General features: G+C 40.1%; 17 protein-coding genes. 9 read left to right on the top strand and 8 right to left on the bottom strand.

What is annotated here, in order from left to right; translation table 11 throughout:
- Positions 1 to 9 precede the first annotated feature (9 nt).
- Positions 10 to 2,370 (bottom strand): TonB-dependent receptor, encoded by a 2,361-nt coding sequence (locus L659_RS0121735; RefSeq protein WP_024591908.1) that lies wholly within the window; start codon positions 2,368 to 2,370, stop codon positions 10 to 12.
- Between the two features lie 426 nt (positions 2,371 to 2,796).
- Here L659_RS0121735 and L659_RS0121730 point away from each other — a divergent pair, with 426 nt between their 5' ends.
- Positions 2,797 to 3,210, top strand: a complete 414-nt coding sequence (locus L659_RS0121730) for a hypothetical protein (protein WP_007581772.1) — start codon at positions 2,797 to 2,799, stop codon at positions 3,208 to 3,210.
- Between the two features lie 84 nt (positions 3,211 to 3,294).
- On the opposite strand, the gene L659_RS0121725 is transcribed toward L659_RS0121730, so the two are convergent.
- Entirely contained in the window at positions 3,295 to 3,720 is a 426-nt protein-coding gene (locus L659_RS0121725) for a hemerythrin domain-containing protein (protein ID WP_024591907.1), read from the bottom strand.
- 347 nt (positions 3,721 to 4,067) lie between these two features.
- Between L659_RS0121725 and L659_RS0121720 the strand changes: the two genes are divergently transcribed.
- From L659_RS0121720 to L659_RS0121710, 3 genes are read left to right on the top strand one after another with little or no spacing between them, the layout of a single operon-like run.
- A complete protein-coding gene (locus tag L659_RS0121720) occupies positions 4,068 to 4,322 on the top strand; it encodes a hypothetical protein (RefSeq protein WP_024591906.1) in 255 nt (84 codons plus the stop codon).
- A gap of 59 nt (positions 4,323 to 4,381) precedes the next feature.
- Positions 4,382 to 4,639: a hypothetical protein gene (locus L659_RS0121715; RefSeq protein ID WP_024591905.1), complete on the top strand. Its 258-nt coding sequence runs from the start codon at positions 4,382 to 4,384 to the stop codon at positions 4,637 to 4,639.
- Between the two features lie 37 nt (positions 4,640 to 4,676).
- The gene (locus tag L659_RS0121710; protein WP_024591904.1) at positions 4,677 to 4,895 is read left to right on the top strand and encodes a DUF6500 family protein; all 219 of its coding nucleotides are present in this window, start codon (positions 4,677 to 4,679) and stop codon (positions 4,893 to 4,895) included.
- Positions 4,896 to 4,931: 36 nt separating this feature from the next.
- On the opposite strand, the gene L659_RS0121705 is transcribed toward L659_RS0121710, so the two are convergent.
- The gene (locus L659_RS0121705; protein WP_024591903.1) at positions 4,932 to 6,851 is read right to left on the bottom strand and encodes a tetratricopeptide repeat-containing diguanylate cyclase; all 1,920 of its coding nucleotides are present in this window, start codon (positions 6,849 to 6,851) and stop codon (positions 4,932 to 4,934) included.
- 177 nt (positions 6,852 to 7,028) lie between these two features.
- Positions 7,029 to 8,684, bottom strand: coding sequence for an RluA family pseudouridine synthase (locus L659_RS0121700; protein WP_024591902.1), 1,656 nt, complete (start codon positions 8,682 to 8,684; stop codon positions 7,029 to 7,031).
- A gap of 316 nt (positions 8,685 to 9,000) precedes the next feature.
- On the opposite strand from L659_RS0121700, the gene poxB reads away from it, so the two are divergent.
- The 3 genes from poxB to L659_RS0121685 all read left to right on the top strand — a co-directional run bounded on the left by poxB (position 9,001) and on the right by L659_RS0121685 (position 11,822).
- On the top strand, positions 9,001 to 10,725 hold the full coding sequence (gene poxB / locus L659_RS0121695) for a ubiquinone-dependent pyruvate dehydrogenase (protein WP_024591901.1): 1,725 nt from the start codon (positions 9,001 to 9,003) through the stop codon (positions 10,723 to 10,725).
- Between the two features lie 196 nt (positions 10,726 to 10,921).
- Positions 10,922 to 11,395, top strand: a complete 474-nt coding sequence (locus L659_RS0121690) for a hypothetical protein (RefSeq protein ID WP_024591900.1) — start codon at positions 10,922 to 10,924, stop codon at positions 11,393 to 11,395.
- A 13-nt stretch (positions 11,396 to 11,408) separates the two neighbouring features.
- Entirely contained in the window at positions 11,409 to 11,822 is a 414-nt protein-coding gene (locus L659_RS0121685) for a hypothetical protein (protein ID WP_231388464.1), read from the top strand.
- Positions 11,823 to 11,936: 114 nt separating this feature from the next.
- Here L659_RS0121685 and L659_RS0121680 read toward each other — a convergent pair whose 3' ends face one another.
- The 3 genes from L659_RS0121680 to L659_RS0121670 form a co-directional block, all read right to left on the bottom strand.
- On the bottom strand, positions 11,937 to 13,163 hold the full coding sequence (locus tag L659_RS0121680; protein ID WP_010553647.1) for a threonine/serine ThrE exporter family protein: 1,227 nt from the start codon (positions 13,161 to 13,163) through the stop codon (positions 11,937 to 11,939).
- A gap of 116 nt (positions 13,164 to 13,279) precedes the next feature.
- On the bottom strand, positions 13,280 to 14,509 hold the full coding sequence (locus L659_RS0121675; RefSeq protein WP_024591898.1) for a glycosyltransferase: 1,230 nt from the start codon (positions 14,507 to 14,509) through the stop codon (positions 13,280 to 13,282).
- Positions 14,506 to 15,501 (bottom strand): LacI family DNA-binding transcriptional regulator, encoded by a 996-nt coding sequence (locus L659_RS0121670; RefSeq protein WP_024591897.1) that lies wholly within the window; start codon positions 15,499 to 15,501, stop codon positions 14,506 to 14,508. The genes L659_RS0121675 and L659_RS0121670 overlap by 4 nt, the downstream gene beginning before the upstream one ends.
- A 165-nt stretch (positions 15,502 to 15,666) precedes the next feature.
- Between L659_RS0121670 and L659_RS0121665 the strand changes: the two genes are divergently transcribed.
- Both L659_RS0121665 and L659_RS0121660 read left to right on the top strand, forming a co-directional pair.
- On the top strand, positions 15,667 to 18,129 hold the full coding sequence (locus tag L659_RS0121665) for a S9 family peptidase (protein ID WP_024591896.1): 2,463 nt from the start codon (positions 15,667 to 15,669) through the stop codon (positions 18,127 to 18,129).
- A gap of 71 nt (positions 18,130 to 18,200) precedes the next feature.
- Complete coding sequence (locus tag L659_RS0121660) at positions 18,201 to 18,818, top strand: LysE family translocator (protein ID WP_024591895.1); 618 nt, start codon at positions 18,201 to 18,203, stop codon at positions 18,816 to 18,818.
- A 53-nt stretch (positions 18,819 to 18,871) separates the two neighbouring features.
- Here the strand turns inward: L659_RS0121660 and uvrA are convergent, their stop codons facing one another.
- Positions 18,872 to 21,448 carry an excinuclease ABC subunit UvrA gene (gene uvrA / locus L659_RS0121655; protein WP_024591894.1) on the bottom strand — a complete coding sequence of 859 codons (2,577 nt, stop codon included), beginning with the start codon at positions 21,446 to 21,448 and terminating at the stop codon, positions 18,872 to 18,874.
- Between the last annotated feature and the right edge of the window lies 1 nt (position 21,449).

The raw sequence follows: 21,449 nt of genomic DNA, 5'->3' as shown, positions 1-21,449 counted from the left end.
TTCTCTCTCTTAAAAACTATGCGTAAGGGTTAGCTTGGCGTTAATTGGCAACTCAGGAAAAGCTAAAGTTGCACCAAAGTAACCGCCTTCAAATACTGGGCGCCAGTTTTTTTGATTCGTTACGTTGTTCACATCTAATCGTAACTTGGTACTAGGCGTAAAAGCATAGCTAGTATTTACGTTTAGTGTGTACTGATCACGAATTTTTACTGTCGCCAAAAAGTCTAATGGGTAACTCTTTGTATATAGACCTGAAAAACCCGTTTGCCATTTCGAATTAATTGAATAATTTCCGTTAAAGCTGAACGATTGCTCAGGAATGCCCTGTACACGGGTGTTTGAAGGTGCAAAAGCGGTAAAGCTAGGTGCGCCAACACTGGTACCTTCAATAATATCTGGACGTGAGTTGTCAAATGCATCAGCGACTTGTGCTGAATCTTGGCTACTTGCAGAATTATCGTAGCGAGCATCTATATAGCTGTAGCCAGCACTTAGCCAATAAGGGTAAGCATCATAAAATACTTGGCTTTCAAAGCCGGTAGTACGAATGCCAGTATTGCTACCATCGCGATTACGTAAACTACGACGTTGGCTAAACACCGCACCATCGGCGTACCAATCACTGTCGGTTGGTGCGTATTTCAAACCAAATTCAACTAAGGTATTTTCGGTTGAAAAGTTTTGTGCGCTAATCGTGTTGTCGCCACCAAGAGACGTGCCGCCAGCCATGCTATTTGATGTGGCTTCGTTGTAACTTGCTGCACCATAAGTGGTGTAATCACCGTTTAATCGGTAGTTAAAGCTTACTTGCCCAGAATGTAGCTTATCGTTAATGCTATCGCGAGCTGCAATTTCACCCTCTGGTGCTATTGGGTCGTGCGCGTCTACGTCATAAAAATCAATGCGGTAGCCAACACTTGTATGAAACTTATCTGTCCAATCAGAATCTTGCTGAATAGCAAAACCTGTTTGCCATGAACGCGAATCGGTAGTGTCTGATAAGTTAAAGTCGCCACTGCCGTCATTATTAATATCATATTGACCACCAGGGGATACAAATACACCTGAGCTAATTTCAATTAAACGTGCTTGTTGTGCATCAGTTAAAGGAATGCGGCGGTTTGAAAGTGGGCCAGTTAAATCAATAGGTAAGTCGGCTTCTGTTGTAAATTGGCTGTAGCCTAATACGCGGTTATAACGCACATCAAATGCGAAAATTGTTTGCTGGTCGCTATTCCAAAGATAGGTAAGCTCGGTACGGTTTTGCGCGGTATCGGCACCATCTATAATTTCAACAAAGCTATTTTGTGCAATTTCTTCGCGTTGTAAGTGCTGAAAATACGTAATGTTTTTTATTGATGCGTTGTTGGAAAGTTCACGCTTATAAATGCTGTGTAGTAAATAAGTAGTGGCTTCGTTTTGATTATCAGGATCGGTAAGTACTGTACTACGGTCTATTTTTACTTGCCCAGTTGGTGAGATTATTGAACCTGCTGCCGGTACAGTACTGCCGTTTGCTTGCACGCCTTGGCCGGTAATATAAAGGCCATTATCTATTAGCGCTTGAGTAGGGCGGTTAATACCTGCGTTATCGGTAAATTCAACTTGGTATAACTCAAAGTTAATATCCCAGCTGCTCTTGTCATCGGGTAATACGCGTAATGATGCAAATAAGCTGTCGCTCTTTGTGCCTGAAAAGTCGTAGTAGCTGCCGTTATCTATGTGTTCAGCGCTTACTCTAAAGCCTACTTTGTCTTTTACAATGGGTGCACTGTAATCCACTAAAACACTGTACTGATCCCATCGACCTGCAGATACCGTTGCTTTGCCTTTACTTTCGTCAGTTGATGCTTTTTTAGAATGTAAGTTTACAAAACCACCGTTGCGTTGGCTTGAGCCAAATAATACCGGCGGCGCGCCTTTTACCACGTCTATCTGTTCTATAGAGTTGAACGATAAGGGCACACCAAAGCCGTTATTACCGGCTTGTCGGCGTGTGCCATCTTGAAAAAGCTCACCTAATTGCCCACGAATAGTAGGTAAACTAGGTGCGCCAAAACCACTGGCTGAATAGGTATTAGGGCTTACTGCGAGCACGTCTTGTAAAGTCGTAATATTGAGTTGCTCTATTAACTCGCTTGAAATTGGTGTGACTGAGCGGGCTATATCTTGTAGGGCTAAGTTGTCGCCAAAAGGGCCGTCTACAGTGGCGTTTTTAACCGAAAGACCTTGAGATTTAATAGCTTGGCCTGCCACCTCAATGCGCTCTATTGCGCCATCTTTTGTTGTTTTTGATTCTTCGGCTGCAAAAGCATTAAGTGGTGTATTTAATATAGTGGCTAGGGAAAGTGCTAAATATGCGTGTTTCAAACGTTTTCTCTCTACGGTTAAAATGTTGTTGGCGATAAAGACCGAAAGGATTAAAAATAAATTTCAGTAAAATTTCGATTCTTTTTGTTTTTTAGAACATAACAAAACAGATGTATTATAAAGGTGGTAATTAAGTACTATAGTTTTATCAGTCGATAAAATATCAATAGAGCGATTGTATTAGAGTGAATGTAAATATTTGCTTTTAATGGGCTTTTTAAATTATAGACTACTTTTCACCTGCTAACATTTTAAAGTTGTTAACTTTTACGCAGCATTTTTTAATTCCTAAAATAAGCTTCACTTTTATTACTACAAAGCTTAATTACTTTTTTAGTTAAAATAATTAAATTTTTTTGAAATAAAAAATAACTTATACGGTCTAGGTTACTTCAACGTTTATTAATATTCATTTAAGGAAATTTTATGACAGGTTCAATGAGTTCTGATGTGCAAAACCGTTTGCAATGGTCACTTTTATCTTTGCGTTTAGGCGTATTTATTGTAATGGTTATGTGGACGTTCGATAAATTCGTAAACCCTGGTCATAGCGCACGTATTTTCGAACATTTTTACGGTATTAGTGGCTCATCTGACATAGTTGCTTATGTTATCGGTGCTCTACAACTTGTATTAGTATTGGCATTTTTAGCGGGTATTAAAAAGCGTATAACTTACGGTATCATTTTTGTAATGCATGGCTTATCAACGCTTTCTTCGTACAACCAGTATATAGATGGCTTTAATAACTTATTATTCTTCACTGCATGGCCAATGTGGGCTGCGTGTTTCGCACTTTACTTGTTACGCGACCAAGACGTGAAATTTACTGTAAAGTAATAAAGTACATGCAAAAAAATTGGTTATAAGCCATAAGGCTTATAACCAATAAGTACACAGGGAGTGCGGAAGTCGGTTTATACGTTAATGCATAGCGTCGTTGTATTGCTTTGCTAAGCTTTGTTTTTGCCCTTCGGTTAGTGCTTTACCCGCTAATTGAAATACTTCGTGTTCTTCTTCACTTAAATGATGATGTACTAAATGGTGCAGCTTTTTAGCTGCAACTAACCATGCAGACGAGCTCATTTCGGTATCTTCAAGTTGTTCAATTAATTCATCAATTTCGTGATGTTCAGCTACGCTGTGGCGCGCTTTTTCATGAGTTAAGTCATCAAACATAAGTGGGTTGTAAAAGTAACGTTCTTCAAACTTTGCGTGCTGTTCTAATTCTGTTTTTAGCTCGTCCATTAGCGTGTGGCGCTGCTCTGTGTCGCCGTGCGTTTGAATAAGTGCATCTACTAATTTTCTTTGTTTGTCATGGTCATGACGTAGTGCTTCAAAAATATTCATAACTAATCCTTTTACAATTTATTTGCTTATACCATTAACTAGCAAACTAAATGCCAAATATTAAGTTGATGTATTTTATTGCTTTTATTTTGATTTTTTATTTTTATGCTGCTATCACTGTAAATTTTACAGTGATATGAATGCAATAATTTCAGGCTTTTACGTAGTTCAATTATAAAGTGAGTATAAATCCCTACAGAACCTTACAAATATTTACTGGTTGTTTATTTTATTGCAGTGATAAAGTAGCAACATTATTTAGGTACAACCTATATGTATTACTCCCACATATAATACCAATCGGTATAAATGCAGGTAGCACGTTAACTTAATAGGATAGTTTAAGGATGAACATAAAAAGCCCCATCGCCGCATTATTGCTGTGCGCTTTACTAAGTGCCTGTAGTACAGCCCCACGTTCTGACCCTAACTTATGCATTGAAGAGGCTGAAACGGTTGCTCGAAATGGCGCTCAAACAAGCTCAGAAGTTTATAATCAATGCATTAGCGCACAAATTAAAAAGGATGAAAAAAATGACACTTTTTTTGATGCTATCGGTACGTTCTTTTTTGAATTTTTTGTAATGGTGGTAGAAAAGTAAATAGGCTAACTTGCAGCTGTAATTTAAAGTAAATAAGTTGCGTAAAAATAGGATTAGTTATGAAGCAATTATTGATAGTAATTCCACTTTTTTTATTACTAAGCGCTTGTGCGGCACAGCCTTACGCAGGTTCGGCAAAATGTATGGAACAAGCAGATATTGCATACGAAACCGATACACGTAAAAATGAAACATTAGATAATGAATGCAAAGCTGCAAAAGTAAATACGCCTAATAAAGAGCTTGAGAATCACGGTTTGGTTGATAGAAGTCTTTTACAGCTAATCGTTAGCTTTTTAAATGGCGTATTTCAATAGTACATATACAGTAAAAATATAACTAAATAAGGTATGTATGAGGGAAGAACTAAGAGCAAAAATAATTACCGTATGCGATAAAAAAATAGCAGTTAAAGGCGAAAATGTAGGGCTTTCTTTTTATGCCTTTTTTGCTAATAAAAACGACGACCCAGAGCTACTTATGGAAGCTGCTACTTGGTGGATACACACCCATAAATTAGATCATTTTGTAAAAGCACATAAAATTAAACAAATGGTTTTAGACGGACTTTAGTCAAGTAAATGAGCCAATACTTTTAGCTGTGTTTATTTAATCAACTACGACTTGGTTTCTTCCGTTTTCTTTTGCTTTATAAAGTAATTTATCTGCATGCTTAATAAGAATATCCAGTGTGCTTTTTAAAGGGCTACTTACAGAGGCTCCTGCACTAAAAGTGATTTTTGTATCTGTAGGAAAGTCTTCTATATTACTGCAATGCTCGGCGAAGCTAATGGCGAGTCGGTTAAATATATCGCGAATTATTCGTTCATCAGCCGTATTTAGTGCAAATAACCATTCTTCGCCGCCGTAACGGCCAAACTGATGATCATTACATAGTGTTTCTCTTGCAGCTTTTGCAAAGGCAATAAGAACTAAATCGCCAACATCGTGACCAAAATGGTCGTTAACTTTTTTAAAGTAGTCTAAGTCAACAATTGCTATAGTCATTTTACCTTCACCAAGTTTTGCTTCTGCTGCTCGCATTATTCCTCTGCGATTAGGGCAATTTGTTAGGTAATCTGTTAATGAAATATTGTGATATTTTTGACGTTGTCGAGCCTGCCGATAAAATAATAATAATGAAGCAATAACTAAAATAAACGCAATAGCAGCGCTAAGTCGCCAAATTATTTTTTGATGATATTCTTCTTTAGCTTGTAGCTCACTAATATCTTTTGCGTACTCTAGTTGCTGTATTTTTTCTTCTTTTTCTTTTACTTCAAACTGTATCTGTAGTGTTTTTATATTATTTTCACTGGTAGCTTCGTAGTGTTTTTTTGTATAAAGGAGCTTTTGTTCAATTGCTTCAAAAGCCTCGTCAGTGTAGTTAAGGCGTCGTTTTAGCTCATAGCGTTTACTTAAAAAATCGGCTTTATAAATACTGCGGCTGAATTTATCTAATTTAAAAAACACCTCATCGTTTGCTTCATTTGCTTGATCAAGTAAATCTAGTTTTATATATATGTCAGCTAACAAAATGAGCGATGCGAGTTGCATGTCGTGAACACCTGCAGAACGAGCAAGCTCAATGTTTTCTTTAGTTAGAGTTAAAGCTTTATCGTAATTTGCTTGTAAGTACTCAATACTGGCAATTGAGTACTGAGCAAAGGTTAAGCCTTTTTGCATATTAACTTTTTTGAAATAGAGCAATGCTTTGTCTAGGTATATTAAGGCATCTTTAGGTTTCTTAATCTCCAGCAATACATTGCCTAAGCTCCAATATGCTTTTGAGGTAAAAAGCCCATCTTGTGTTTGCTCATATGCCGCAACCGCTTTTTTTGCATAATATACGGCTTTGTCTTTTTCGTTTAGATAATTATATGCATCGGCTATTTTTCTAAAAAAGTATCCTTGAGATGCTGAATCATCATCTTTTAATGCTAATTCTAACCCCTCTAGTGCAACATTTAGGGTCTTTTTCAATGCATCTGTATCGGTGTAATAGTAAGCAAGTGCTCGTAAAATAATGATTTTTTCTTTAGTTGAATGCTGTTGCAAGCTCTCTTCTAATTTTGTGGCTAGCGTTTGTGCTGGAGCTGGGTTTGGCTCTCTCGCTAGAGACTTGAGTTGTGATTCGAGAAATAATAAATATACACTTTTTTGATTTGGTAACTCTTTGTTCTTTAAGTAATAGGATAAGTGTGTGTTTAACGCTTCGTATTTTTCTTGTCTAAAAAGTAACTCCGCATACAAAGCGGCCGCTTCTAGATGAAGGTTTTCCCAATTTTGCTCTTTGCTTATTTCAAACGCTTGAGTGAGTTTGTCTTCATTTTGAAGATAGTCTAGTTCATTCTGTTTTATGTTATTGATGAGAGTTTGAGTCGTGTCAAAGTCTAGCGCATGTAAAGTTGCACTTAATGAATTGCCGTTAGCTGAGGCAAGCTTACTTAAAAGTAAAAATAAAATGAGAACAATATACTTTGCCCATAAAGTATTACCTAAAATCTTTATTTGTGTATTGTTAGCCATGTTAATCCTTTGCTGACTTATTTTTATTATTGAAATACTTTTTCGCATTGCTTAATAAACTTGGGTTTGAACAGTTTCTTATACTCATCATTGAAAAATAAGACCATAAACAATATCAATTTAATTAATAAAAGCCAATATTTGTACGTTTTAGTGGTAGCGGTTTATGTGCTTTTGTTAAAAATCTGCGGCTACTTCAAATTCTAATCGTTTAAGTGTAATTGGGTGAGTAAATGCTAAGTATTCTGCATGTAAATGTAATCTATCGGCTTTTTGCCCGTAATGTGTGTCGCCTATAATTGGCATGTTTAAACCTAAACTGTGCGCGCAATGCACTCTTAATTGATGAGTTCGCCCTGTTTTAGGGTATAACTGTAGTCGGGTAATATTGTTGTTACGCTCTAAAACCTGCCAGGTAGTAAGCGACGGCTTACCATGTTTGTAACACACCATTTGGCGCGGTTTATCATCAAAGTCGAGCACTAAGGGTAAATCAATTACTCCGCTATCCTCAGCTACGTTACCATTAACTAATGCGACATAACGTTTATCTATGGTGCGTTCAATAAACTGCTTTTGCAGTGCTTTGTGCACGCGTTTATTAAGTGCGATCATCAATAATCCAGAAGTCGACATATCTAATCTGTGTACAATTAGTGGGCCTGATGCCTCTGGAAACTGCGTTTTGATTCGCATATAAACTGAGTCATCAATATTAACGCCAGGTACCGATAAAAACTCAGCGGGCTTATTTACCACAAGTAAGTCGTCATCTTTATAAACAATACTTAAATCTTTACCCTGAGCTGGGTTGGTAAGTAGCGGATTATCTTCAACATCTAAACCCTTTAGCATGTGCCCAAGTATTGGTTGGCATTTACTGTAACAAGAAGGGTAGTAGTTTTTATGCTGCCTAATTGCTGATTTAGGCGCTGCTCCCCACCAAAATTCTGCCATAGCAAGTGGTTTTAAACCATGCTTATAGGCGTATTGTAATAATTTAGGCGCTGCACAATCGCCAGCCCCCGAAGGAGGAGTGTGCTCAGGTAATGCTGCAAAAATAGCATTTAAATCTGTAGTTTCACCATTTGCATTTAGAAATTGGTACTGTGCAAATAGCTTTTTTTGTAAGCTTTTAGAAAGCGTTTTACGGCGTTTTTTTAAATGAGTAATTTCATCAGAAATATTGATGTGTGTTTGCTGCAGTGACTCGATTATATTTTGCCAATAGGATTTAAGTGCCAACAGTTGCTTTTTTTCTACGATGCTTTGCCCTGCAAGCTTATTTTTTAACTGCTCAAAATCACTTTCGCTAAGCTCTAATTCGCCTTCGGTACGTTGTATTTTACGTTGCTGGCGACCGGCTTGCATTACTGCCTGTTGGGCTAATAGTGCTTGCTGGTAGCTTTGTGTTGCATCATCAAGTTTGCTATTAACTTCATGCAGTTGTTCGCTATTTTCTAATTGCTCAATTTGAGCATTAATATCGTTAATTATTTTACTTTGAGTCAAATAGCTATCGTCTTGCAGCTGCATGCTAGAAACTGGCGGTACAAAGCTAATATTGGCTTTATCACCTTCAATTTGCCCCGAATAAGCACTTAAAAAGCCTAATTGTTGCTTAGTATTTTGCACCACTAAAACCCCAAACATTTTACCGGCATTTTCTGCTTTTAAATGCGTTAACGTTTCAAGTTGTTGCTGTAATTGTTTTGTGGCTGCTACAGCTAATGGTTGCGGCTCGTAATAAAAAGGGAAAGTAAACTTTTCCGGAAGCGCGAGAGAATCAATATTTTGAGAAAATAATGTAAAGCACGAAGCAGAATTTGACATAGAAGTAAGAGAAAAGCATTCAGTAAAATAATTGAGCGCATAATAACATATTCATAGTTAAGCCACTAAAAATCTCGCACCCGCATATTCATAAACACTTTAAAGCGGACATTCATGTTTTATGTATCAGTATGGGGGCGCAGCAAACCCAGGCGTTTGTTAGTAAAGTCTCAGTAGTAATATATCTATCGTTATCAAAATATTTAAGCCTATCGATTCTCAACAATTGAGCGCATTTCGAAACGATGACTTACTTGATAGAGCAGAGGCAAAAAATCAATTTGCAGAATAACTGAATATTTAGGAGTTCTATATTATGAGTCAAAATATCGCAAGTTTTATCACTAAAACCCTCGAACAAGCGGGCGTAAAGCGCATTTGGGGAGTAACTGGCGATTCACTTAACGGCATTAGTGAAAGCCTGCGAAAAATGGGAACAATTGAATGGCTAGGAACGCGACATGAAGAAGTTGCCGCATTTGCAGCCGGTGGCGAAGCGCATTTATCAGGCGAGCTTGCGGTGTGTGCGGGTTCTTGCGGGCCAGGTAATCTTCATTTAATTAACGGCTTATTTGATTGTCAGCGCAATAATGTACCGGTATTAGCTATTGCCGCACATATTCCTTCATCTGAAATTGGCAGCAGCTATTTTCAAGAAACCCATCCGCAAGAATTATTTAAAGAATGCAGTGTGTATTGTGAAATGGTTTCGAGCCCCGAGCAAATGCCGTACCTGCTAGAAACTGCAATGCGACAAGCAATATTAAACAAAGGCGTGAGTGTACTTGTGCTACCTGGCGACATTGCATTAAAAGATATGCCTAAAGCTATCAAGCCAAAATGGAACGTGCCAAAACTAGCAACTTATACCCCCGCTTTATCTGATATTGAAGCAATGGCGACTCATCTTAATAAAAGTAAAAAAGTAACCTTATTGTGTGGTGCTGGTTGTAAGGATGCCCACGACGAAATAGTTGCGCTAGCCGAAAAATTACAAGCACCGATAGTACATGCTATGCGCGGTAAAGAATTTATTGAGTACGATAACCCTTACGATGTTGGTATGACTGGATTTATTGGCTTTGCGTCGGGCTATCATGCAATGCAAGAAGCCGATACGTTATTAATGATTGGTACTAGTTTTCCTTATCGTGCTTTTTATCCTGAAAATACCACCATATTGCAAATTGATAATCAGGCTGCGTCACTCGGGCGACACGTGCAAATTGATTGTGGCGTGTTAGGCGATACAAAAAATTCAGTGACCACACTACTTGATTATATTAAAGGTGAACGGACAAGTTCGCACCTACAAAAAAGTGTTAAAAACTACAAAGAGTCTCGACAAGATCTCGATGAATTAGCCAGTGGAAAAACCTCGCAAAATTTAATTCACCCGCAATACCTAACACGTTTACTCAACGAGCAAGCAGCTGACGATGCTGTTTTTACTTGCGATGTAGGTACGCCAACAGTGTGGGCTGCGCGTTATTTATCAATGAATGGAAAGCGTAGATTAATTGGCTCGTTTAATCATGGCTCTATGGCAAATGCGATGTCGCAGGCAATGGGGGTTCAATCTGTTGATAGAGATCGCCAAGTTATTGCAATGTGTGGCGATGGTGGCTTTTCGATGTTAATGGGCGATTTAATCTCACTTAAGCAGCTTAATTTACCAATAAAGATTGTTGTTTATAATAATCGCTCACTTAGTTTTGTGGCTATGGAAATGAAAGCCAGTGGGTTTTTATCAAGCGATACCGATTTAGAAAACCCAAGTTTTGCTAAAATTGCAGAGGCCTGTGGCTTAAAAGGGATTCATGTGGACGACCCTGAAAAATTACCATCGGCAATGAACGAAATGATGAACCACTCAGGACCTGTTGTTTTAGAAGTCGATACCGCAAAACAAGAGCTTTCAATGCCACCGCAAATCAAATTAGAGCAAGCAAAAGGCTTTAGCGTTTACATGATGAAAGCGCTGATAAACGGCAAAGGAAACGAAATTATAGAGCTTGCTAAAACTAACTGGTCACGCTAGTTAGTTACTTCCCTATTGAGTATTTTGCTCAATAGGGAAGTGCCAAAGTAATAATCCTCACTGTCATTCTCGACCATTAATAAGTGATGGTTGCTTGTAAGTAATTGAACAAAAATAGAAAATCATATATGGTTTATCATTAAATTAATAAAAATACGCATAAAATGCCTCTGCTTCATAGAGGAGCGGAGCAATAATGAAATGGAAATCAGTTTTACTGTCGCTAGTTGTTTTATGGCTTATCCAAGCCCAGCAAAACAGTTTACGCACCAATGAATACGCAAATATAATTTCTGATTTAGATAAGGTTAGTGTGCTTGGCGAATGTGAAATTTCTACGGAGGTTACAAGAGGGTGGCCATTATCTTGGGCTATAAGCGGCGCTGAAATTACTGTTAAGAACAAAAATACTTTGCTGACAGCAACAACCAGTAAGTTTAATAAACCAGATCGTAAATTTCTTAGTACACACAATACTCACTATCACTTTACGTGGTCAAAAACCAAAAACAACTCTGTATTTGCATCATACATGGACGTAGAAATAGAGCCCGCAGGTAAAGTTGCAGGCCTTATAATAGGCAATTGCTCTGACTACCCCGAAGGCCCAGAATTAATAGGGTATTTAGAACGTTGTAATAGTATTGTAGAGTCAATTACGTGTTTGTAAAAGTAGGTATAGAGTGTTGATTAAAATTGAAGACTTTTCTTTAGCATGGCGCTGGATTAGTGCGTCCCACGGTAATTTTTCTAAAGATACCCTAGATAAACTCAACCCATTGAGTGAAGATCAAGCAAGAGCATTAATTGCCGCCACACCCATTAACTTTCCTGTTGGTGCAAAAAGATTCGACTCCACACAAGGGAGTGAATTAACACGCCAATGGTTAAAGGGCTTAGTAAATGACTCAAAAAAAGTAACAATTTGCTGGGATCAAGAAACAGCATTAACCCTACCTTGGCTAGTTTTTTGTGATCACTGGGATGATTTTTGCTATTCATCAAGTGATGACATAAATCTGTATTTTGAAAGCGGTGAACTGTTTTTACGTTGGAATCACTATGAGGTTTTTGAGTTTGACTCAAGTGCAATGTAATGAGCTAAAACACTTAGCATTGGCCTCAATTGCTACTTGGTAGTTGTTTTTAGTTTTTAGTTCAACGCTTCACTCGCTTTACTCAATCAAAGTAAAGCGAGTGCTCAGTATCACTTACAAACTCTTTTTAGGCGGAAGAGCTACGTTTGCAAATATTAGTCCTGCAACAAGCGACATAAATATTAAAAACGTTTGTTGGCCTATGTGCTCTGCATATACAAAGTCTTGGCCTTCAATTAGTGAGTTTAAGCCAATATACGTTTTGCTTCCTGGTACTAATACAATCAGGCCTTGCATGGCAACAATAGAGGCCGGCGCATTAGCAACGCGGTTAAACAAGTTACTAAATATACCCACCGATAAAGCACCTACAAACGTACCTAACGTGTAATCAAGGTACATAGCCGAGCCAATACTGGTGCCATACGCTATAAACCCTGATGCAATAGACCAAACCGCGTGCTTAAGTTTGGTTCTAAAAATAACGATTAAGCTGCTACAAAGTAAAAATATAGCCAGCCATGCGGTCCACTTTGGTAATGGCTCAGGTTGTACAAAGTCAGCTTGCCCAAAGAGTGCAAAGCCAATACCTATGCCAATAAAACCGCCAAAATAGAGTTTAAATAACAGCATAAACGAGTCCATGACTCGTGCTGTACCCGACACTAAATGCCGCGCTGCAAGCTCTGCTAAGCCAAGCGCAAGTGCTAAACCGGGTATAAATACAATAATGGCCGAAAGTACCACCAAGCGTATGTTTATTTCAGGTGTTATATATACGCTTACTGCACAGGCAAGTATGGCTGATATTATGGCCACTAATGGCTCAAGCATATGAGCTACGCGTTTTGAGCGCCCAGACCAAAGCACAAACACATAAACAACTAAAGTAAGTAGCGATGACCAAATAACATCAGTCCAGCTAGTACCCATTAACATTGCAAACGCACCACCAGAAGTTGCAAACGCAACGCCCGTAACAAGTTTGTTGTATGGGTTTGGCATTACAAAAATAGCGTCTAGTTGCGCATCAACTTCTTGTAAACTTAGCTTGTCGTCAAGCATTTGGTTTACAAGGTCGTCGGTGTCGGCAAGTGAGCCTAAATCGTGATCGCCAGGGTCTACACGTGCAACGTGGGTGTACTCGTCTTCGTGGCCATCGGTCCAAATAACAAACGTTACCGAAGTTGGCGACATAACAAACGACGATTTAAGTCCTAAATATGTAGCCACTTCCATTAGGTGGGCTTCTAGGCGGTAAGCAGGCGTACCATACTTGTGAAGCATCTTACCCAATTTAACGATAAATTTGCGTTTTTCTGTAAAGGTTGCAGTTTTCAAATCTTTTTGGACCAAATATTGCGATAACTAAGCTAAAAATATAGACAATACAGCTAAAAATGCCCACGTTTGATGGGCGCGATTTTAAACACTAATTGGTGTGTGTCTAGTCATTTTTAATCTAATTTTTTATTTTTTTCGGCTATCCATTGGGACATGTATTGAGTGCTGCGCATTGTATGATGTTTGAGCATTTGGCCTGTGAAGTTTTTTTCGCGATGAGCGTTTAAATCACTACTTATTGAATCTACTTTTTGAATTAACGCAGCGCTCAATTGTACTTTGTTGTAGAGCGTATTAAGGAGCGTGTTGCCATCTTGCTGCGCTTGTTCAAAGTCACTTTGATTGGTGTACATTTCAATGGCAGCATTGGCAAAGTCATCGGCGGTGTTGGCTATTTTACCCGGCCATGGTAAATCGTTATGCATGCCCTCTGCGCCAATATTGGTGGTAACGCTGGGTGTTTGCATAATCATAGCTTCAAGCAATTTACCTTTAATCCCTGCACCAAAGCGCAGTGGTGCTAAACATACGCGTGCGCTTTGCATTACATCAAACGCATTATCGGCCCAGCCTTTTATTAAAAACCCTGTTTTAGGGTTATTTAGTGCCGTGGCTTTTGGTGGTGGGTAAGAGCCATAAATATGTAGTTCTGCTTTTGGTAGTTGCTTGCGAATAAGTGGCCATATTTTTTGCAAATAAAGTACAGCATCCCAGTTTGGCGCGTGTCTAAAGTTACCTATGGTCATAAAGTGCTGGCGCTGCTCAAACGTTTTTGTACTTGTAGGCAGTGAGCTTAAATCGACCATAAACGGTAAATGGTGTAATAAGCTTGGCTCTATTTTAAATACGCTGTTTAGCAGGCTCATTTCATAACTTGAAATAATTAAGCTTAGGTCGCAGCGTAAAATAGCGGCAATTTCGCGTTTTGCTATGTCTGAGTGTAAATCGCTGGTTGTAAACTCACGCTCACCTTTAAACGCTTCGTGGCGAGCGTTACGCAGACATTGTAAATCTTCGGTATCTAAAATTTTAATTGCGTGTGGGCAATGTTTATCGACGCGCCAGCCAAATTGTTCTTCCATCATAAAACGGTCAAACATGACTATATCTGGATTATAGGCTTTAACGTATTCGTCAAAGCTGTCGCAGTTTAGTGCAATGCTTTGACTGGTTATGCCGAAGTCGTCAAGGTTTACCATATGATCGGTGCGCTGTGCGGGCGTTGCAAATTCAACGTCCCAGTTTTGCGCTCTAAAGGCATTTAATAACGACATCATGTGCGTTCCCGCAGCAGACGAATTTGGCTCTGGCCATACGTAGCCAATTACCAGCACTTTTTTCATTGGCTAGAATCTCTAATTTGTAAGTTTACATTTACCAGTGTTTTTACTGGCGGGGCTGTATTTTGTAGTAGCTCTTGCAGTATTAAAAGACACCGCTTGGCTATATCAGTTGTACTTATAGCCACAGTGGTTAAGTGATCATTTATAACCGCGCTATTAGGAATATGGTGGCAGCTCACCACTTTAATACATTGATGTGTTAATGAGTTAATAGCGGCAATAACACCTTGAGCAATAATATCGTTTGCACACACCACTGCGTTTAATGTTGGGTTGTGTTTATATGCTTCTATAAATGCATTTTTAGCGCTAAGGGCTGTGTTTACTGCGCAGTGAATGGGTGCTAATGGTGTAATGCTGTGCTGCGCGCAAGCGGTATTAAAGCCACTTTGTAGTGCTTGTGAATCACTTAAAGTAAGTTCACTGCCTATAAATGCAATGTCTGTCACGCCTTGTGAGAGCAAATGCATACTGGCTACGTGGCTGGCTTTTTTATAGTCGGGTAATACACAAGGAGCTGCGCTAAAAGGCACTTCGCTCATTACGGTAATTACTTTGTGTTGCGCGCTGAGCGTATCAAGCCATTTGGGGCAAGTATTAGCAACGGGGCAAATAATAAATGCAGCAGCGTTGTATTCTTTTAAGTTTTTAACTGCGTTTGCTTGTAGTTCAAGACTATTATTACTGCTTACAATCATGGCTTGTAGGCCACTTTCGTTTAACAGAAGTTGTAGGCTGGTAGCAAGTTGCGCCATAGTTGGGTTAGTTAAATCGTTTATTACTATGGCCACTAAATTTGAGCGCTTTGAGCGCATAGCAGCGGCATCGCGGTTATAAACATAACCAAGCTCATCAATCGCTTTTAGTATTTTTTGTTTACTTTTATTGCCCACTTTATCGCTTTGGGTAAGTACCAAGGATACGGTTGATTTTGATACACCAGCACGCTCTGCAACATCAAAAATAGTGACTGATTTGGCTTTGTTATGCATTGTCTTTTAAGTACCGCAGTGGTGAATAAATAGCGCTGTAGTTTAGCTTAATCAGCACTATTAAGTCATCTTTTAGAGGTGTTTAACTTACCTTAATACTTTATGAACAAAGCAAAACGTGTTTATATACGCTTATAAGAGTAAAAATAACAAAAGGATAAAAACATGAGCGCTTTTAGGCTGTTAGTTGCCTTTATTTGTTGTGCGGCATTAGTACCAACAAGTTACGCCGAGCAGGGCTATCAAACCCCATCACCTGAACTTGCAGCATTGGTTGACGCTAAGTTAGCACCCACTAGTTACTTATCGAGCGATGGCCAGTGGCTAGCGCTTTTTGAACGCAAACGTGTAGTAACCCTTGATGAACTTGCAAAAGAAGAGCTTAAGCTTGCTGGTATTAAGCTAAACCCCGCTAATTTTTCGCGCTCTCGTGTGAGTGCCAAATTTAGCGCCGTGGAGCTAAAGCATGTTCAAAGCGGGTCGGTTATCAGTATTAACAACTTACCTAATGGCATTATTCGCTCACCTAAATGGTCATCTAATAGTCAATATTTAGCCTTTGTTGTTGAGCAACCAACCCAAGCCAACTTATGGCTTTACAGCGTTGAAACCAAACAAGCAAAAGAGTTAACTAGTGCTGCGTTAAATTCGGTACTAACTGCCTCACCATATAAATGGCTGCCAGATAGCAGCGCCATTGTTGCAAATCTTGCTGTTAATTTTGGTAAACCAAGGCTTGAAAATAACAGCCAAAATGTAGTGCCTGTTATTCAACAAAGTACTGGCGAAAAAGCACCAGCACGTACTTACCAAAATTTATTAACAAGCCCGTTTGATGAAGCACAATTTAAGTTTTACGGCCAAGGGCAGCTGGCTTACGTAACGCTTGATGGCAATACTCAAGCAATAGGTAGCCCTTCTTTATTTAAATCGTTTTCGGTATCACCTGATTCTACCAATATTTTAGTTGCCGGTATTAATGAGCCGTTTTCGTATCAAGTGCCTTACAGCCGCTTTGCAAGCACGTGGCAAATATGGGGCATGCGCGGCTATGCATTAGCAGAGCTGGCAAAACAGCCACTTGCCGATAACATTCCACAAGGTTACGACAGTGTACGCACTGGCCGCCGTGATTTTGAATGGCGAGCCGATCAAGGCGCTGAAGTTATTTGGGCAGAAGCACAAGATGGCGGCGACATGAAAACCGACGTTGAGCATCATGATTATGTTCACAGCTTACGTGCACCATTTAAACGCGAGCCTAAATTATTTGCCAAAGTAGAACGCCGTTATTCTGGTATTGAGTGGGGCAACGAAAACGTAGCCATGCTGACAGACTGGCGCTTTAGCGATCGCCAAGTACGTACTTACATAGTACAACCACGAAATGCCGACAGAAACCGCGTGCTATTTTCAGAGCGTAGTTACAACGATGCGTATAAAGACCCTGGTAATGCAATTTACGAGCGCAACGATTTAGGCGCAAACGTAATTAAAATTGTAGGCGGGCGTTATATTTACCTGCGCGGTAATGGAGCTTCAGAGCAAGGTAATATCCCGTTTTTAGACCAATACGATGTTAAAACAAATAGCAGCAAGCGTTTATGGCAATCAGAAGCGCCATACTACGAGCGTGTACGCGCTCTGCTTGACGACGAAGGTGAGCGCTTTATTACTATTCGCGAATCTAAAACTGAGCAACCTAACTTTTTTATACGCAATTTAGATAACGACACGCTAACGCAATTAACGACATTTGAGCACCCGTACCCTGCATTTAAAGGCGTAACTAAAGAGCAATTACGTTATAAACGCGACGACGGTGTTGAGCTTTCGGGCACGCTTTATTTACCACCAGGGTACGATAAAACACAAGGGCCGTTACCGGTACTTATGTGGGCTTACCCACTTGAATACAAAGATAAAGCCGTAGCATCGCAAGTTCGCGAATCGCCTTATGCATTTACCTACATTGGTTATTGGGGGCCAATGCCTTACCTTGCTAAAGGGATTGCTGTGTTTGACGACCCTAAAATGCCAATAGTGGGTATTGATGGCAGCGAGCCAAACGATAACTTTAGAAAGCAGTTAGTATCAAGTGCGCAAGCAGCTGTTGATGTATTGGTTAAAAAAGGCATTGCCGATAAAAACAAAATTGCCATAGCAGGGCACTCATACGGTGCATTTATGGTTGCTAACTTATTGGCTCATAGCGATTTATTTAAAACAGGTATTGCCCGCAGTGGCGCGTATAACCGCACATTAACGCCGTTTGGTTTTCAAGGAGAAGAGCGTGATTTTTGGCAAGCACAAAGTGTGTACGCTAATATGTCGCCGTTTTTTCACGCTGAAAAAATTAACGAGCCAATGCTAATGATCCACGGTCAAGAAGATCCTAATTCAGGAACCTTCCCAATGCAAAGTGAGCGCATGTACGCAGCGCTAAAAGGTTTAGGTAAAGATGCTCGCTTAGTAATGCTCCCTTACGAAGCACATGGTTACCGTGCGCGTAAAAGCTTATTACATGTATTGTGGGAACAAGAACAGTGGTTAGATAAGTATTTGCTAAATGATACAGCAGAGCCAGTAGAGGTTATTACTGAACCCGTGGTAAGTACTGGGCAATAGTAATAAACATGAGTAAGCAACAGCGCGGCTACTTATAGCCGCGTTTTTGCTTTTAATATAAGAGTAAATTAATGATTGATGTATCAGCACTTGCGGTTTTTATTCCTACGTTCTTTTTTGTGTCTATCACCCCAGGTATGTGTATGACCCTTGCCATGACACTCGGTATGAGCATTGGCGTGCGCCGCACATTATGGATGATGATAGGCGAGCTGTTAGGCGTAGCAACCGTTGCCATAGCTGCGGTATTAGGCGTTGCAAGCGTAATGCTAAATTACCCAGATGCATTTGCCATTTTAAAGTGGGTAGGCGGTGCGTACTTAATTTACATTGGCGTTAACATGTGGCGAGCCAAAGGCAAAATGTCGGTCGATACCTCAAAACCAAGTGACGTAAGTAGGAAGTCGTTATTTACTCAGGGTTTTGTAACCGCAATTGCTAACCCTAAAGGGTGGGCGTTTATGATCTCGTTATTACCGCCGTTTATAAGTGTTGACCATGCTGTAGCTCCTCAGCTTTTAGTATTGCTTGGCGTTATAATGACCACCGAATTTTTAAGTATGTTAGCGTATGCAACAGGCGGTAAAAGCTTACGTTTATTTTTAGCCCGTGGCGATAATATTAAATGGATGAACCGTATAGCAGGCAGTTTAATGATACTTGTGGGCGTTTGGTTGGCCCTTGATTAATAAAAAAGAGCCTCTGGCTCTTTTTTATTACACGCAAACTGACGATAAACCGCTTAACCAGAGTGTGTGTGGCTTAATTGCGCTTTTAAAAATGGCGCAGTTTTACTTTGTTTTGACTCAGACACCTTTTGCGGTGTACCTTGTGCGACTATCACGCCTCCCTGTTGCCCCGCGCCTGGGCCTACATCAATTACCCAGTCACTATTACGGGCTACTTGCATATCGTGTTCAACCATAATAACGGTGTTGCCAGCATCAACTAATTTATTTAACTGCGACATTAACATTGATACATCAGATGGATGCAGACCCGTAGTTGGCTCATCGAGAATATAAAGCGTGTTGCCGCGCTGTGCACGTTGCAGCTCGGTTGCTAATTTAATACGCTGCGCTTCACCGCCAGAAAGCTCAGTTGCAGGTTGCCCTAAACGCAAATACCCAAGACCTACTTGCATAAGTGCATCGAGTGATCGTAGTATTGCAGGTTCGTTTTCAAAAAAGGTATACGCCGATTCAACCGTTAAATTGAGGATATCGCTTATGTTTTTATCACGATATGTAACCTCAAGCGTTTGCTCGTTATAACGTTTGCCATGACATACTTGGCAAGGTGAATAAACGCTAGGTAAAAACAGTAGCTCTATACTCACAAAGCCAACGCCTTCACAATTTTTACAGCGACCTTTAGCAACATTAAACGAAAAACGACCGGCATCGTAACGGCGCTCTTTTGCTTTTTGTGTTGAAGCAAATAGTTTACGCACGTGATCAAACAAACCCGTATAGGTAGCTAAGTTTGAACGAGGGGTACGGCCAATCGCTTTTTGATTTACGGTAATTAGGCGGCTTATATTATTTATACCTTCAATGATTTTTCCGCTGGTGTGTGTTTGCAGCTCTTGTTCGAGTAAGTCGGCTTCGTCGGTTGGCGCTTGTGTTACTACTTTTTGCCCAAGTGCTTCGTAAACAAGTTCTACTAACGCTTGGCTTACTAGGCTTGATTTACCAGAGCCCGAAACCCCAGTAACTGTTGTCATAACACCTAATGGAAATTCTGCATTGAGTTTTTTAAGATTGTTACGCTCAACATCAGCCAATTTTAACCACGCTTTTGGCTGCCTATGCTCCTTTTTTTGCGCGCTGTTTTGAGTAGACTCTTGACTGGCGTTTTTAGCAAAAAGGTGACGACCGGTGTGCGAATTTTTTATTTTTCTTAACCCTTCAACAGGGCCGCTGTAAATAATGTCGCCACCATGCACACCTGCATCAGGGCCTACATCAACAATCCAATCGGCGTGTTTAACAACGCTAACATCGTGCTCAACAACAAATACAGAATTGCCAGCCGCTATTAGCTCATCGAGCGCTTTTAAAAGTGCTTGTGTGTCGGCAGGGTGTAAACCCGCAGATGGTTCATCTAACACGTAAACTACCCCAAATAATTTAGAGCGAATTTGTGTGGCAAGTCGCAATCGTTGTAGTTCTCCGGGTGAGAGCGTTGGCGTTGTACGCTCTAGCGACAAGTACCCTAAACCAAGCATGGTTAGTGCTTCAATACGAGTGAGAATGTCACTGGCAATGCGCTGCGTAACAATGGCTTGCTCTGGATTTTTTGTATTTTTATTTACTTTGGTGTTGGCGGCGTTACTTAATTTTTTAGCAAGTTCGTTTAAGGTAAGTTGAGATAGCTCGCCAATATCGAGCCCTGCAAATTTAACACTTAACGATGCTTGTTTTAATTTTTTACCTTGGCAAGTAGGGCACTGCGATATTTGCATAAACTGTGATACGCGCTTTTTTGTACGCGGGCTTTGCGTAGTAGCAAAAGACTGTAAAACAAAGCGTTTAGCGCTTGAAAAAGTTCCCATGTAGCTTGGATCTTCGCTATTTTTTATCGCATTTTGTGTTTGCTCATAGGTGTATTCTGGGTATACCGGCACAGTAGGTGTTTCGTCGGTAAATAAAATCCAATCGCGTGCTTTTTTAGAAAGTTTGTTCCAAGGTGTGTCTATGTCATAACCAAGGGAAGTAAGAATACGGCTTAGGTTTTTACCTTGCCATGCTGGTGGCCACGCTTCAATGGCGCGCTGGCGAATAGTTTTTGTATCGTCTGGCACAAGTAGCTTTTCGGTTACTTCAAACACTCGGCCTATCCCTGAGCATTCTGGGCACGCACCTTGTGGCGTATTCGGCGAAAACGCATCGGCGTAAAGTATGCTTTGCCCTTTGGGGTATTCGCCAGCACGAGAGTAAAGCATGCGTAGCGCGTTAGAAATAGTTGTTATGCTGCCAACGGATGAGCGAACCGAGGGCGCGCCGCGTTGCTGCTGCAAAGCAACGGCAGGCGGTAGCCCTTCAATAGAATCAACATCGGGCTCATCAACTTGATCTATTAACCTACGGGCGTAAGGCGATACTGAATCAAGATAACGGTGCTGCGACTCAGCAAACAGCGTTCCAAACGCAAGCGACGATTTTCCAGAGCCCGATATTCCTGTAAAAACAACCAATGCGTTACGAGGTAAATCAACGTCTACATTTTTCAAGTTGTGAACGCGCGCCCCTCTTACTTGAATGCTATTACTGGGATCAGATAAATCCATTGTTGAGTTTTTATGTGTGCTTGCCATA

This window comes from Pseudoalteromonas sp. S8-8, from assembly GCF_000497875.1.
GTDB classification, from domain to species: domain Bacteria; phylum Pseudomonadota; class Gammaproteobacteria; order Enterobacterales; family Alteromonadaceae; genus Pseudoalteromonas; species Pseudoalteromonas arctica.
This window is presented reverse-complemented; position numbering and strand designations above follow the sequence as displayed.

Bases quoted from the DNA above. Each gene is read 5' to 3' on its own strand.
- L659_RS0121730 (WP_007581772.1), top strand. From the start codon at position 2,797: ATGACAGGTTCAATGAGTTCTGATGTGCAAAACCGTTTGCAATGGTCA.
- L659_RS0121725 (WP_024591907.1), bottom strand. From the start codon at position 3,720: ATGAATATTTTTGAAGCACTACGTCATGACCATGACAAACAAAGAAAA.
- L659_RS0121720 (WP_024591906.1), top strand. From the start codon at position 4,068: ATGAACATAAAAAGCCCCATCGCCGCATTATTGCTGTGCGCTTTACTA.
- L659_RS0121715 (WP_024591905.1), top strand. From the start codon at position 4,382: ATGAAGCAATTATTGATAGTAATTCCACTTTTTTTATTACTAAGCGCT.
- L659_RS0121710 (WP_024591904.1), top strand. From the start codon at position 4,677: ATGAGGGAAGAACTAAGAGCAAAAATAATTACCGTATGCGATAAAAAA.
- L659_RS0121705 (WP_024591903.1), bottom strand. From the start codon at position 6,851: ATGGCTAACAATACACAAATAAAGATTTTAGGTAATACTTTATGGGCA.
- L659_RS0121700 (WP_024591902.1), bottom strand. From the start codon at position 8,684: ATGTCAAATTCTGCTTCGTGCTTTACATTATTTTCTCAAAATATTGAT.
- poxB (WP_024591901.1), top strand. From the start codon at position 9,001: ATGAGTCAAAATATCGCAAGTTTTATCACTAAAACCCTCGAACAAGCG.
- L659_RS0121690 (WP_024591900.1), top strand. From the start codon at position 10,922: ATGAAATGGAAATCAGTTTTACTGTCGCTAGTTGTTTTATGGCTTATC.
- L659_RS0121675 (WP_024591898.1), bottom strand. From the start codon at position 14,509: ATGAAAAAAGTGCTGGTAATTGGCTACGTATGGCCAGAGCCAAATTCG.
- L659_RS0121670 (WP_024591897.1), bottom strand. From the start codon at position 15,501: ATGCATAACAAAGCCAAATCAGTCACTATTTTTGATGTTGCAGAGCGT.
- L659_RS0121665 (WP_024591896.1), top strand. From the start codon at position 15,667: ATGAGCGCTTTTAGGCTGTTAGTTGCCTTTATTTGTTGTGCGGCATTA.
- L659_RS0121660 (WP_024591895.1), top strand. From the start codon at position 18,201: ATGATTGATGTATCAGCACTTGCGGTTTTTATTCCTACGTTCTTTTTT.
- uvrA (WP_024591894.1), bottom strand. From the start codon at position 21,448: ATGGCAAGCACACATAAAAACTCAACAATGGATTTATCTGATCCCAGT.